This window comes from Pseudomonas fluorescens (assembly GCF_902497895.1).
GTDB classification, from domain to species: domain Bacteria; phylum Pseudomonadota; class Gammaproteobacteria; order Pseudomonadales; family Pseudomonadaceae; genus Aquipseudomonas; species Aquipseudomonas fluorescens_BP.
In genome coordinates this window covers 90,622-102,850 of sequence record NZ_CABVHQ010000015.1, presented here as the reverse complement: position 1 = coordinate 102,850, position 12,229 = coordinate 90,622, and the positions used below count along the sequence as shown (strand labels likewise).

The 12,229-nt window shown below is 58.5% G+C and carries 15 protein-coding genes and 1 pseudogene; 10 read left to right on the top strand and 6 right to left on the bottom strand.

The features are described from left to right. The 3 genes and pseudogenes from F8N21_RS10300 to F8N21_RS10290 form a co-directional block, all read left to right on the top strand. A pseudogene (locus F8N21_RS10300) lies at positions 1–320 on the top strand (hypothetical protein); the annotation flags it as partial. A 220-nt stretch (positions 321–540) separates the two neighbouring features. Continuing rightward, a complete protein-coding gene (ppk2, locus tag F8N21_RS10295; RefSeq protein WP_150642017.1) occupies positions 541–1,362 on the top strand; it encodes a polyphosphate kinase 2 in 822 nt (273 codons plus the stop codon). 49 nt (positions 1,363–1,411) lie between these two features. After that, a complete protein-coding gene (locus F8N21_RS10290) occupies positions 1,412–3,226 on the top strand; it encodes a SulP family inorganic anion transporter (RefSeq protein WP_150642016.1) in 1,815 nt (604 codons plus the stop codon). 19 nt (positions 3,227–3,245) lie between these two features. On the opposite strand, the gene F8N21_RS30430 is transcribed toward F8N21_RS10290, so the two are convergent. Then, entirely contained in the window at positions 3,246–3,419 is a 174-nt protein-coding gene (locus F8N21_RS30430) for a hypothetical protein (protein WP_191624278.1), read from the bottom strand. Positions 3,420–3,905: 486 nt separating this feature from the next. Between F8N21_RS30430 and phaC the strand changes: the two genes are divergently transcribed. Then, on the top strand, positions 3,906–5,591 hold the full coding sequence (phaC, locus tag F8N21_RS10285) for a class II poly(R)-hydroxyalkanoic acid synthase (protein WP_150642015.1): 1,686 nt from the start codon (positions 3,906–3,908) through the stop codon (positions 5,589–5,591). A 54-nt stretch (positions 5,592–5,645) separates the two neighbouring features. Continuing rightward, complete coding sequence (locus tag F8N21_RS10280) at positions 5,646–5,828, top strand: hypothetical protein (RefSeq protein WP_150642014.1); 183 nt, start codon at positions 5,646–5,648, stop codon at positions 5,826–5,828. A gap of 23 nt (positions 5,829–5,851) precedes the next feature. Here the strand turns inward: F8N21_RS10280 and F8N21_RS10275 are convergent, their stop codons facing one another. From F8N21_RS10275 to F8N21_RS10255, 5 genes are all read right to left on the bottom strand, one after another. Further along, entirely contained in the window at positions 5,852–6,904 is a 1,053-nt protein-coding gene (locus F8N21_RS10275; protein ID WP_150642013.1) for an AraC family transcriptional regulator, read from the bottom strand. A gap of 60 nt (positions 6,905–6,964) precedes the next feature. Beyond that, a complete protein-coding gene (locus F8N21_RS10270; RefSeq protein ID WP_150642012.1) occupies positions 6,965–7,228 on the bottom strand; it encodes a hypothetical protein in 264 nt (87 codons plus the stop codon). A 255-nt stretch (positions 7,229–7,483) separates the two neighbouring features. Beyond that, positions 7,484–7,924 carry a hypothetical protein gene (locus tag F8N21_RS10265; RefSeq protein ID WP_150642011.1) on the bottom strand — a complete coding sequence of 147 codons (441 nt, stop codon included), beginning with the start codon at positions 7,922–7,924 and terminating at the stop codon, positions 7,484–7,486. 181 nt (positions 7,925–8,105) lie between these two features. Continuing rightward, positions 8,106–8,798, bottom strand: a complete 693-nt coding sequence (locus tag F8N21_RS10260; protein ID WP_150642023.1) for an RES family NAD+ phosphorylase — start codon at positions 8,796–8,798, stop codon at positions 8,106–8,108. Next, positions 8,798–9,202 carry an antitoxin Xre-like helix-turn-helix domain-containing protein gene (locus F8N21_RS10255; RefSeq protein ID WP_150642010.1) on the bottom strand — a complete coding sequence of 135 codons (405 nt, stop codon included), beginning with the start codon at positions 9,200–9,202 and terminating at the stop codon, positions 8,798–8,800. Before F8N21_RS10255 ends, F8N21_RS10260 begins: the two co-directional genes overlap by 1 nt. Positions 9,203–9,384: 182 nt before the next feature. On the opposite strand from F8N21_RS10255, the gene F8N21_RS10250 reads away from it, so the two are divergent. The 5 genes from F8N21_RS10250 (at position 9,385) to F8N21_RS10230 (ending at position 12,157) form a co-directional block, all read left to right on the top strand. Then, positions 9,385–9,903, top strand: coding sequence for a CinA family protein (locus F8N21_RS10250; protein ID WP_150642009.1), 519 nt, complete (start codon positions 9,385–9,387; stop codon positions 9,901–9,903). Positions 9,904–10,033: 130 nt separating this feature from the next. Next, the gene (locus F8N21_RS10245) at positions 10,034–10,549 is read left to right on the top strand and encodes a DUF4142 domain-containing protein (protein ID WP_150642008.1); all 516 of its coding nucleotides are present in this window, start codon (positions 10,034–10,036) and stop codon (positions 10,547–10,549) included. Positions 10,550–10,621: 72 nt separating this feature from the next. Further along, entirely contained in the window at positions 10,622–11,044 is a 423-nt protein-coding gene (locus F8N21_RS10240) for a hypothetical protein (protein ID WP_150642007.1), read from the top strand. Between the two features lie 98 nt (positions 11,045–11,142). Continuing rightward, on the top strand, positions 11,143–11,664 hold the full coding sequence (locus tag F8N21_RS10235; protein WP_150642006.1) for a cupin domain-containing protein: 522 nt from the start codon (positions 11,143–11,145) through the stop codon (positions 11,662–11,664). A 100-nt stretch (positions 11,665–11,764) separates the two neighbouring features. Then, positions 11,765–12,157, top strand: a complete 393-nt coding sequence (locus F8N21_RS10230) for a GFA family protein (protein WP_150642005.1) — start codon at positions 11,765–11,767, stop codon at positions 12,155–12,157. Positions 12,158–12,229 lie beyond the last annotated feature (72 nt).

Below are 12,229 nucleotides of genomic sequence, written 5' to 3'. Positions count from 1 at the left end.
GGCTGGAATTGCTGCGCCGCCGCCTGGTCGAGGCCCCCGCCATGTCGGTGCCGCCGCGCCTCGGCCGGGATGACTTCAAGGGCGCATTCGGCGTTTTCCTGCTGGTCGTGTTCTCGACATTCCCGCTCGTGGTGCCGTTCCTGTTGCTCGACCAGACAGCTCTCGCCGTACGCGTGTCCAACCTGGTCGGACTCGTGGTGCTATTCATGGCCGGTTGGATTCTTGCGCAATACGCAGGTGCAAAACCGTGGCAGGGCGGGATGGCGCTGGCAGTCACCGGCACGGGACTAATCGCCGCGATCATAGCGCTCGGCGGATGAGGGGAGTGCATGTGAAGAACCTATAGCAACAATGTCGATAGTCGGGTCATGAACTAAACTCACGCAGTTTAGTTACCGGGGTCAAACGTAGAGAGCAGAGGGTCCGTCCACCACTGACGCGGCGCCTTGCTTGAAGCAATCCGCGATCTGCGAGCTGATAGCTGCACCTGCAGGGTCGATCTGTCGGTAGTCAGCGACTGGCATTTGTGAGGGCTTGGTCATGGCAAAGGATAAGAAGGGCGCCCCTAAGCGTAATTCCGCTGAAAGCTTGAAACTGACCAACAAAGACTATCTTGATCAGCTGCGTCGATTGCATGTCGAACTGGTCAAGTTGCAGGAGTGGGTGAAACAAAAGGGCATCAAGGTCTGTATCGTCTTCGAGGGGCGCGACGGCGCCGGCAAGGGCGGGACGATCAAGGCGCTCACCGAACGGGTGAGCCCGCGGGTCTTTCGAGTGGTGGCGTTGCCTGCGCCGACCGATCGCGAGAAGAGCCAGATGTATATGCAGCGCTACCTGCCGCACCTGCCCGCGGCTGGCGAAGTGGTGATCTTCGATCGCAGTTGGTACAACCGTGCGGGCGTCGAGCGCGTAATGGGCTTCTGCACCGAAAAGCAGGTGGTCGGTTTCCTGAAAACAGTACCCCTCGTGGAGCGTGCCATCGTCGACTCGGGAGTTATCCTGCTCAAGTATTGGCTGGAAGTCAGCCAGGAGGAGCAGACCCGCCGACTCGCGGCGCGCATCAAGGATGGACGCAAAATCTGGAAACTTTCCCCTATGGATCTCAAGTCGTACGGCCGCTGGTATGACTACTCGCGCGCACGTGACGACATGTTCAAGGCGACCGATACCGAGCACGGGCCGTGGCTGGTGGCCAACTCGAACGACAAGCGGCGGGCCCGCCTCAACATCATCACCGACTTGCTCAGCCGCATCCCGTACAAGAATGTGCCGCGCGAGAAGGTCACGTTGCCCAAGCGGCAGAAGCCAGGCGGCTATCGCGAACCGGATTATCCGTTCAGGCGAATCCCCGAAAAATTCTGACCGGTACATTTAAGCAAATCTGCGCTGTACACCAAAGGGCTACAGTCCTATGAGCCATCCGGATTCTTCGCCCCCCCTCCCGGAGCCTGGCCGGATTGCGCGCCGGCAAACGGGCGACGATCAAACCGGCTGGGGCCGCTGGCTGCCGGGACTGCGCACGCTGCGCAGATACCCAGTGGCCTGGTTGCGACACGACATCGTGGCCGGACTGGTGCTGACCACCATGCTGGTGCCCGTCGGCATCGCCTACGCGGTGGCATCGGGCGTACCCGGCATCTATGGCCTCTACGCGACCATCGTTCCGCTGCTCGCCTATGCGTTGTTCGGACCCAGCCGGATTCTGGTGCTGGGCCCGGATTCCTCGCTGGCTGCCGTCATCCTCGCCGTCGTCCTGCCACTGTCCGGCGGCGACCCGCAGCGCGCAGTCGCCCTTGCGGGCATGATGGCGATCGTCTCGGGGACGGTGTGCATCCTGGCCGGCGTAGCGCGCCTGGGCTTCGTCACGGAGCTGCTTTCCAAACCGATCCGCTATGGGTACATGAACGGGATCGCGCTGACGGTATTGATCAGCCAACTGCCCAAGGTTTTCGGCTTTTCGATCGAAACCGACGGACCGCTGCGAAACCTATGGGCCATCGCCACAGCGGTGATGGATGGAAAAACCAACTGGACCACGTTCATGGTCGGCGCAGCCACCCTGGCGGTGATCCTGCTGCTCAAGGGCAACAAGCGCGTGCCGGGCATCCTGATCGCCGTGGCAGGAGCGACCGTCGCCGTTGGCGTGCTGGACCTTGCGGCGCGCGCTAATGTGGCGGTCCTCGGCTCTCTTCCCCAAGGCCTGCCTGCGTTCGCCATCCCCTGGATCACCAGCGCCGATATCGTCCCCGTGCTGATCGGCGGTTGCGCCGTCGCTCTCGTCTCGTTCGCCGACACCAGCGTGCTCTCGCGTGTCTATGCGGCGCGGACCCGTACCTATGTCGACCCGAACCAGGAGATGGTGGGGCTCGGCGTCGCCAACCTGGCCGCGGGATTTTTTCAGGGCTTCCCGATCAGCAGCAGTTCGTCACGTACACCCGTTGCCGAGGCTGCAGGCGCCAGAACGCAACTGACCGGAGTCGTCGGCGCGCTGGCTGTTGCCTTACTGCTGATGGTAGCGCCGGACCTGCTGCAGAACTTACCCACCAGCGCACTGGCGGCGGTGGTGATCGCATCGGCCATCGGCCTGATCGAGGTCACCGACCTGCGACGAATCTATCGCATCCAGCGTTGGGAGTTCTGGCTGTCAATCGTGTGTACGGTAGGTGTGGCCGTGCTCGGCGCGATTGAGGGCATCGGCCTGGCCATCGTGATTGCTGTCATCGAATTCCTGTGGGATGGCTGGCGTCCGTACTCTGCGGTTCTGGGACGCGCCGAAGGCGTCCAGGGCTACCACGACATCAAGCGTTATCCCGACGCGCGCCTTATCCCCGGCCTGGTCCTGTTTCGCTGGGATGCGCCGTTGTTTTTTGCCAACGCCGAGCTGTTCAATGATCGAGTGCTGGACGCAGTGGCGACATCGCCTACACCAGTGCGCTGGCTGGTCGTTGCAGCGGAACCGGTCACCAGCGTGGACGTGACCTCCGCCGATATGCTGGCCGAACTGGACGAAACCTTGCACGCGGCTGGCATCAAGTTATGCGTGGCCGAGATGAAGGACCCGGTCAAGGACAAGTTGAAGCGCTTCGGGCTTTTCGCGCGGTTTGGCGAAACGGCGTTCTTTCCGACGATAGGCGCCGCCGTCAGGAGCTATCTCGAGACCCATCCGGTGGATTGGAGGGATGGGGGGGACCGGGAGGACGTGGATCGCGGTTACAGGAAAGAATGACCAGCGATCTGCACCACGCTCATTGCCGCGGTTTGCCGCTGCTCGCTGACGGGGGCACATCAGTGGCCGTCAGTCTGGCAGCCTCGGCAACCCAACCTCCGCCGGTCGCCTTGTACATATCAATCATCGCGGTGAACACCTGGCCTTGGGTGCGGGTGTAATTCAACTCGGCGTCTTGCCTTTTGTCGTTCATGAACAGCCATAAGTATGTCCGATTGACCGCATACGACCAGTGATGGAATCCATTCGGATCAGTGTTTGAGTTGATCCCGGTGGGGAGGACGTAGCGCGGCGGATGGGATAGCTCACGGCTCGTCGGATTAGTATATGTTTCGCTTGCATGTGAGAGATCGCCTGCTTAAATCTGAACCTCAGGTCGATTAATGACTTGGCGGTCATAGCGAGTATCCGAGAGTCCTCGCGCTTCTCTGCTGCCGGGTTCAATCGGGGGGAGGCCTCTGCTTTGGCGTAGAGCATCACCTGATTAATCTTTGTAAATACTTGAAATAAAACAAGTTATTAACTTATTTGTCTGGTGCTCAAGTTTGGGGTCGGGCGTTCTGCAATCGACTAAATGGTCCTGCGAACAGCCGCTCACGCTGTTCTCCGCACGGCAGTTTGGCGTGCGTGGGTACAAGTCCTTTCTGTTTGTCTCTATGACGACGATGGAGTTTGGTCCATGGGAAAGAAACCAGAGGCGGGCGTTTCGCCCATTCCCGCGTCCTTTGTGAAGGCAAAACCAGGCGCAACCCTCGGCCTGCGTGGGCGCAATCTGTTGCCCACGCTGCGTACCCTGGCGCTGCAGGGCATCAAGCAGCCGATCCATAGCGCCCGCCATGCTCTTGCCCTCGGCGGTCAACTGGGCCGCGTGTTGTTCGGCGATACATCGGACCAATCCCTCGCCGAGGATGCGCGCTTCCAGGACCCCTCCTGGCACCTCAACCCCTTCTACCGCCGCAGGTTGCAGGCCTATCTGGCATGCCAGAAGCAACTGAACGCCTGGATCGACGAGAGCCACCTGACGGCCGACGATCAAGCCCGCGCGCGTTTCATTCTGGCCCAGCTCGGCGATGCGCTGTCGCCGTCCAACAGCCCGCTCAACCCGCTGGCGGTCAAGGAGCTGTTCAACACCGGCGGCGCCAGTTTGCTCAAGGGACTTGGTCATCTGCTCGACGACCTGCGGCACAATGGCGGCCTGCCCAGCCAGGTCAGCAAACAAGCCTTCGAGGTCGGCCGCAATATCGCCACCACCCCTGGCGCCGTGGTGTTTCGCAACGAGCTGCTGGAGCTGATCCAGTACCAGCCGATGAGCGAAAAACACTATGCCCGCCCGCTGCTGATCGTGCCGCCACAGATCAACAAGTACTACATCTTCGACCTCAGCACGCAGAAGAGCTTCGTTCAGTACGCGCTGCAGAACGGCTTACAGGTGTTCATCGTCAGCTGGCGCAACCCGAACGCCAGCCATCGTGAGTGGGGTCTATCGAATTATGTCCAGGCCATCGAAAAAGCCCTCGATGTGACCCGCGCCGTCAGCGGCTGCAAAGAGGTCCACCTGATGGGCGCCTGCGCCGGCGGCCTGAGCATCGCCGCGCTACAAGGCTACCTGCAAGCCAAAAGACAACTGCATAAAGTCGCCAGCGCAACTTACCTGGTCAGCCTCCTGGACAGTCAGATCGACAGCTCAGCCATGTTGTTCGTCAATGAGCAAACCCTGGAAGCCGCCAGGCGGCGCTCCTGTCGCAAAGGCGTGCTGGAGGGTCGCGACATGTCCCAGATCTTCGCCTGGATGCGTCCGAATGACCTGATCTGGAACTACTGGATCAATAATTACCTGCTCGGCAAGCAACCCCCGGCCTTCGACATCCTTTACTGGAACAACGACAACACCCGCCTGCCGGCCGCCCTGCATGGAGATTTGCTGGACTTCTTCCAACACAATCCACTCACGCGTCCTGGCGGCATGGAGGTCTGCGGCATGCCGGTCAACCTGGAGAAAGTCACGGTCGACAGCTTCAGCATCGCCGGGATCAATGACCACATCACGCCCTGGGACGCGGTCTATCGCTCGACCCGGCTGCTTGGTGGCGAACGGCGCTTCGTGTTATCCAACAGCGGGCATATCCAGAGCATCCTCAACCCGCCAGGTAATCCCAAGGCTAGCTACCTGGAGAATGACAAGCTGCCGTCCGACCCGCGTGCCTGGTATTTCGACACGCAGAAGCACGAGGGCAGTTGGTGGCCGGAATGGCTGGGCTGGATTCAGGCGCGCTCGGGTGAGCAAACCGACACTCCGATGGCGCTGGGCAACCAGAACCACCCGCCAATGGAGGCCGCCCCCGGCACCTATGTGCATGAGCGTTAAACCCTGACTTGAATATTGAACAGACTGGCCGGGTAACCCCCTGTAGGAGCGAGCTTGCTCGCGATGGACGTTAACGATAACGGGTGTTTTCTGAATAAACGCGCCGCCCTTGAGTTCATCGCGAGCAAGCTCGCTCCTACAAAGGGAACGCGTCCAGATCAAAAGATCGCAGCCTTCGGCAGCTCCTACGGTGGGATTGTGTACATCCGCGAGAGCCAGGCCGGTGGCCAGAAGTAAACCAATATGGGCAGGAACCTTCCTTAGCCGGCTAGACGGATCCTGTTTTCCCTGGCCTCAAGCGACGATTCGTTGGCTCGATACTGACCTGGGGTCATGCCGAACCAGCGGGAACAGGCCTTGTGGAAACTGCTGTGGTCGTGGAACCCGAGCAGATAGGTCACATGCTTCATATTGAAACGGGAATGCCGCAGGTAGAAGTCGGCCAACTGCCGACGCATATCGTTAAGGACATCCTTGAATTGCGTGCCATCCTTATCGAGTGCCCGTTGCAGCGTTCGCTTGCTGATGTTCAGCGCGGCCGCAATCGATTCCATATCACACTGGGCCCCTTGCTCCTGACTCAGGCGCACGGTGATCAGCGCACGAATCCTGCACACGATGGTGAAGCCGTATAACAGCTCCAGCTGAGCTTCGGCAAAGCTGTCATGGAGCGTGGCCAACTTCTCGTTGGCCATGCTCAACGGACGCAGCAGTTCCTGGCCATCAAACAGGATGCTGTCATAGGCCGCCCCGAAACGCAGCTCACAGCCAAACAGCTGTTGATGCTCGCGGATGTCTTCAGGTTGGGGGTAGCTGAACTCCACACTCAGCGGTCGCGATGATTTGTCACCGGTCAGCCAGCGGCAGAAACCCAGCAGCGAACCAAGGCTGGCATCGGTGTACTGCCGCGGTTTGATCGAACCGGGTTGCTGGTGGTCGAGCGCGGCCAGGCGGTAATGCTGCTGCTCCTGGACAAAAAACAGGCTGAACCCCGTGCTGATCAACGGGCTGAAACGAACCAGGCGCTCGAGGGCCTTTTTCAGGTTCAAGCTGGACATCATGGTGTAGCCGACGATCTGGAAGATGCCGGGATGGAAATTGTCGTAGGCCTTCAAACCAATATCCGGATCGCCGCAGGCCTGAGCCGCAAGATCCCATAGACGGTAGATAGCGTTTCGCTCGCAGAATGTTCCGTGTGTGTCCGCGAGTTTTATATCAAGTCCAGCTTCCTGGCACAGACGGGCAACATCCAGTCCTTGCGCCGAAAGCGTATTCACCAGCATGCCGGCATAGCCTGAACTCATTCTATACATGACGATCCCAACTCCCTGTTAAACCGGACATCCTTTACCGCTCAAGCGAAATCGGCGGCCTCATGTTGTCATGTCGGGCGAGGGAGGGACAGGGTAGTGCGTCATGAGCAATCGCAAGTGCTCGATGGCGTCATGGTATTTGAGATCGGCATATCGGCGCCTTTCCTGGTACTGGCTGAACACCTCCGTATCCAGGTAGGGCCGATCCAGAATATCCAGGGCGGCGCAACTCAAGCGATGGGCTTCGCTGAACAGCTGGTTGTTACGTTCAAGCGCCAGATTCAGGCAGGCTATGTTTAGATGGGACACCCGCGTGTCGTTCATTGCAGTACCTTCTTGATTGACCTGTTGTTATTTTTTTTTTGGGCGCAACCTGCTCTGTGTAGGGGCAGGCCGGCTCGGGCAACGAAGAGCTGATGGTAGCGGCTCAATGATGGCATATTGATTTGAATTGAATTGTATCAAATTGAACGTATTTATCGCCAGGTGACGATGAGTGACGTTTGGCCCTTATCGCAGTCGGGATCCTGGCCAGCCCATGTCGATGGAGTGGATCGGTGGTCAGTACCTGGAGTCGAACTAATCACAAGCAACACTTACTGCCTTCGCGGCGCGTTGGAGTTCCTGTTTAACATCGGCAGGTATCCGCTGTTTCATCAGGCGCTGTTCGAGGAATAGTTGATCGCCTCGAGTATCAACCTCAGCGTCAATAGCAGCAGCCTGCGCCTCTATGGCGGCAGCGTGAGCCTCTATGACTGCGTTAACCTCAGCTTCATTGGTCGCGGCGTCGAGAGCATTGATGAGAGCCGCCACTTTGGCTTCCTCATCCTTGTCGTACGCCTCTAAAGACAATCCGGCAGCCAATGCCCGCGCTCGGATTTCCACGCCTTTGAGGGACTGCTGAGCTTCTCCACACAGAGCCTCCCGTTTCTGGTTCTCGGCGGTCCCCCACTGGATTAATACATACGTCATTGCGCCGACAATCGCCACGGTGATGCCACCAATCAGGCTGCGCGTCATGCTTGCACCTTCGAGCGTCTGGGGAGTGAGTTTTTGGTGGACATCGCTTTGATTCTATTCAACGAAATAAAAGCGTAGCACCGGAACCGGCGGGCCCCGTTAAACCTCAGGACTGCGCGACGGGGGGCGGTTCGGCCATTCGTCCATTGGATTGCAGGCTTGAAGCGCCCCAAAAGCGCGATCAGGCTTCGCTGATTTTATTGATGCTGGTGATCTGACCGTTCCAGATCATCTCGTAATGGGCTGTTTGAATAATTGATGAGACGGGTCTTGGGGTCATCAGCGCCCAGCAGTAGCTGCCATGCATACGAACGGAGTTGTAACGAAGACCGGGACACCCTGCATCCTTGATTGCCCTGCCCAAGCGATGGGACTGCGCGTAATCGTCAGGCGCGTAGACAGGATCTGTCATCGGGATGGATGCGGCATCCTTCATCGTCGCGTCCACGAAGGAGCAGGAGAGACCCCGGAATACAAACCGCTCATAGTTGAGGCTCGGGACTTTCGACCAATACAGACTCTGGTGATGCTGCACCTCTGCCAGCGCCGTTTCCATTGAGCCAGCCAGGTACAACACACCAAAGCTACCATCGCTGAATCGCGAACCAGCCGGGTTCACGTGGGTGAAAGGCGCTGTGGCATAAGAGCAGCCAGGAATACCGAAGGGAATCTCCCCTCGCGGTATCAACTCAAGGCGTCCCGTCTCATTTTGCAGCCTTGGATTAGTCAGCGCCTGGATCTGATACAGATCCTCAAACTCGTCGGCGTCCGCAACGTCATCGAACAACGCAATAGGCGGAAACTTTGAATTGACCAGTCGGTAGGCCTGCAACTGCTCACCCGCCAGCTCTGCCAACTGGCTCACCATCACCATCACCATTGCGCGCCTCGTAGTACGTCGATCCGTCGAAACGTCTCGTACAGAGAAATCATATCCCCCTGAGACATGATCTCGAGCGGGGTACGCCCGTTGAAAAACTCGTTGTCGTTCGCCATCGACGGGAAACCATAGACGTTTTCCGGGTTATCAAAGACCAGGCGCAGAGCGGCGTGGATATTGAGAACAAAACTGATGCGCTGCATCTGGTCTGAATCCAGGCTCACGGACCAGTCGGGATCGCGCTGCCTGGCGCGTGTGTACGTGCTGCGAGAAATGCGCAGGATACGGCAGGCCTGATCGCTGGACGCAGCCCATTTTTCGAGTATGCCTACAGCTGCTCGCAGACCCGTAACACACTGGCTCTTGGTAAATCCTGGTGCTGGGAGGGCTACTGTCATGTCCACTACCTCATCATGTATCTTCAGATACAACTATAGGTAAATTGCGTCTACAGAGCAAGTCTGTCTTCGCGAATGGAGAGCGATGAAGGGATGTCAAGACTGCTGCCATGAGATCTGCAATTTTTGGAATGAATGGATTCAGTAGGGGTCAACCCCAAGAATCCAACGGAAAAACTGTCATGTCCATTGCCGCCTCTACTATCGATTATTTGCGCGAGCACAGTTTGCTGCTGACGACAGCCGAATCCTGCACGGCCGGCAAAATTGTCACGCTGCTTTCGGAGATAGAAGGCAGCGGCGAACTGATCGAAAGCGGTTATGTCGTCTACTCCCCGCAAGCGAAACAGCGCCTGTTGAGCGTGAGCCCTGAAACCATCGAGACGTTCAATCTGACCAGTTGTGAAGTCGCCTGCGAAATGGTTGTGGGAGCGTTGCGTGACAGCAACGCCAATGTCGCGGTGGCGGCCACCGGGATCCTCGGCCCGGAGGATGTCGACGGCATTCCGGCTGGAACCATTTGTTTCGCGTGGGCCTACCAGATTGAACGAGAGCGAAGCGTGTTCAGCCAGAAATATCGGTTTTTCGGGTCGCGCTGTCAGGTTCAGTTAATGGCCGCAGAACATGCATTGAAGCTGTTGCCATACTTCCATCAACGCGCATTGGCAGGTGAGAGCGTAAGGAAATTCAATGAACGATGACTCGCGCGGTACCGATTACCACAGCCGCGATTATCCCGGAGAAAAAAGATGAACCTCTGCAAAATCCCGGAGCTCAGAACAGATAGCGGTAACCAAAACAACTCCGGAACCACGAGACGAGGACTTCATAATGAATACTCTGTTGCGCAGCGGCGCTTTCGCTCTGGCTTTCACACTTGCTGGCGCCGTGCATGCGGCCCAGGATGCTGATGATTTTGTCGAAGAGGCGTCGGCCAAAGGCGTTGCCGAAGTCGAGGCGGGAAAACTGGCCCAGGAGAAGGGCACATCCAGCGACGTCAAAGCGTTTGCCGAGATGATGGTCAAGGATCACGGACAGGCCAATGAGAAGCTCACGGCACTGGCCACCAGCAAAAAGCTCGAAGTCTCCACCGATGCCGAACTGATGGACAAAGCCAAAGCGATGATCCTTGAGTTGCGTAATGCCAAGTCCTTCGACCAGGCCTATGCCAATAATCAGGTCAATGCTCACGAAGCGGCCATCGGCTTGTTCCAGGATTATGCCAAAGACGGCACCGATGCCGAGCTCAAGGCCTTTGCCAAACAGACATTGCCCACTTTGCAAGAGCACCTGGAGAAAGCCAAGGCGCTGGCCGCAGCGCATGGCGGTAGTCAGGCCAATCCATAACCGCTGGTTAGCCGAAGGCCGGCGTCCCGGTGCCAGTCTTCGGCACAGCCGCAAGCGTCAAGGCAGGCAGACATGAACACGCACAGATTTATTCTCGGGCTGGCCATGCTGGTCAGCAGCTACAGCCATGGCGCTGCCTGCGATGTTGTCACCCGCTCGCAGAGCAGCGCAGTGCCGAGTGTTGAAACCCACACCTGTTACCAGTTCACCGGTGTGCCGCCGGATGCGATCGATTGGTCATGCAGCAACGAGAGCAAGGAAATGCTCACCAGTGAAAAGCGCCGGGTCGCACAATGCCAGACCGGCTCGGCGGGCCGTTGCACCGCGACACTGACCCAGGAGGGTCTGGCCAATCCGCACTCGACGAGCAAGGTACCCGGGCAGGATGCGCTGAACATTCCCCAAGGCGCGCAGGTGGTCACCTATTACTACCAGACCGCGCATCTGCCACAGGCACGCAAAGACTGCGAACTGGCGGGTGGCCGTTGGGAGTAGCCCTCGCACGCCCTATCGGAGCGACGGTGCCTGGCAAAGACGCAGAGGTAGATTCTCGCGGCTGGGGGCTGACTTTACTGGCTATGGAGATCGTTGATATGAGTGGGTCCATCATGCAATCACCCAGGCAGTTGTACTTCAACGACGATGGGGAAACGCCCAACAGTCGCCTGCCGGTGCTGCTGTATCGTCAGGTGGCATTGCATCGCACCGACAAAGCTGGCGCCTTCGAAGTATTGTTCGGTTCCCATCAATGGCCGGCGCAATGGCGTGCCCAGGTTTTTGATTATCACCATTATCATTCAACGGCCCATGAGGTGCTGGGTGTAGTCAGCGGCCAGGCTCTGCTTATGCTTGGCGGTCCATCTGGCGCCGAGTTGAATATTGGAGAGGGCGACGTCCTGGTGCTACCGGCCGGCACCGGCCACTGCAGCTTGAAACAGAGTGCTGACTTCCTGGTGGTGGGCGCCTATCCCACAGGCCAGGAAAACTATGACATCCAGCGGCCAGCCCGGGCGACCCACAATGCGTCGATGACGCGCATAGCCGAGGTGTCCATGCCCTTGGCCGATCCGGTCCATGGACCGATGGGAGCCCTGATGAAAGCCTGGGCGTGTTGAGATAGCGTTGATCTTCCAGAAAGATTGCCCCCAGGGCTATCCTGGAATTTCAGTCATCCATGCAAACATTCCGACCGTTTGAATTCAGAGGAGACGCAGCATGGACCGATTCACGGGCGGTTGCCTGTGCGGTAATGTCCGAATTGAGGCGTCGGGACTCCCATACCGGGTCGGTCTTTGTCACTGTCTCGACTGCCGCAAGCATCATGGCGCCCTTTTTCACGCGTCCGCGGTGTTCCCTCAGGATGCGGTGACGATCGATGGCGAAACACGCGACTACGCCGGGCGGTTTTTCTGTCCCCGCTGCGGCTCGTCCATTTTCGCACGCACCGCCGACGAAATCGAAGTGAACCTGGGATCCCTGGATGCCCCTGACCAACTGATGCCCACCTACGAAAGCTGGATCGTCCGTCGCGAGTCCTGGTTGCCGGCGTTTCCGCTCACGAGACGATACGAGCGCGATCGTGACGCCACGGGGCGCTTTGAGGAGTAGGTCGCACGAACTTAAAGAGCACCCCGCAAGGTTCATTCTGCTGCTCGGTGCCGATGTGCAGCCGCTGACTGA

Excerpts from the sequence above, each read along its gene's own strand:
- ppk2 (WP_150642017.1), top strand. The coding sequence starts at position 541 with ATGGCAAAGGATAAGAAGGGCGCCCCTAAGCGTAATTCCGCTGAAAGC.
- F8N21_RS10290 (WP_150642016.1), top strand. The coding sequence starts at position 1,412 with ATGAGCCATCCGGATTCTTCGCCCCCCCTCCCGGAGCCTGGCCGGATT.
- F8N21_RS30430 (WP_191624278.1), bottom strand. The coding sequence starts at position 3,419 with ATGAACGACAAAAGGCAAGACGCCGAGTTGAATTACACCCGCACCCAA.
- phaC (WP_150642015.1), top strand. The coding sequence starts at position 3,906 with ATGGGAAAGAAACCAGAGGCGGGCGTTTCGCCCATTCCCGCGTCCTTT.
- F8N21_RS10275 (WP_150642013.1), bottom strand. The coding sequence starts at position 6,904 with ATGTATAGAATGAGTTCAGGCTATGCCGGCATGCTGGTGAATACGCTT.
- F8N21_RS10270 (WP_150642012.1), bottom strand. The coding sequence starts at position 7,228 with ATGAACGACACGCGGGTGTCCCATCTAAACATAGCCTGCCTGAATCTG.
- F8N21_RS10265 (WP_150642011.1), bottom strand. The coding sequence starts at position 7,924 with ATGACGCGCAGCCTGATTGGTGGCATCACCGTGGCGATTGTCGGCGCA.
- F8N21_RS10260 (WP_150642023.1), bottom strand. The coding sequence starts at position 8,798 with ATGGTGATGGTGAGCCAGTTGGCAGAGCTGGCGGGTGAGCAGTTGCAG.
- F8N21_RS10255 (WP_150642010.1), bottom strand. The coding sequence starts at position 9,202 with ATGACAGTAGCCCTCCCAGCACCAGGATTTACCAAGAGCCAGTGTGTT.
- F8N21_RS10250 (WP_150642009.1), top strand. The coding sequence starts at position 9,385 with ATGTCCATTGCCGCCTCTACTATCGATTATTTGCGCGAGCACAGTTTG.
- F8N21_RS10245 (WP_150642008.1), top strand. The coding sequence starts at position 10,034 with ATGAATACTCTGTTGCGCAGCGGCGCTTTCGCTCTGGCTTTCACACTT.
- F8N21_RS10240 (WP_150642007.1), top strand. The coding sequence starts at position 10,622 with ATGAACACGCACAGATTTATTCTCGGGCTGGCCATGCTGGTCAGCAGC.
- F8N21_RS10235 (WP_150642006.1), top strand. The coding sequence starts at position 11,143 with ATGAGTGGGTCCATCATGCAATCACCCAGGCAGTTGTACTTCAACGAC.
- F8N21_RS10230 (WP_150642005.1), top strand. The coding sequence starts at position 11,765 with ATGGACCGATTCACGGGCGGTTGCCTGTGCGGTAATGTCCGAATTGAG.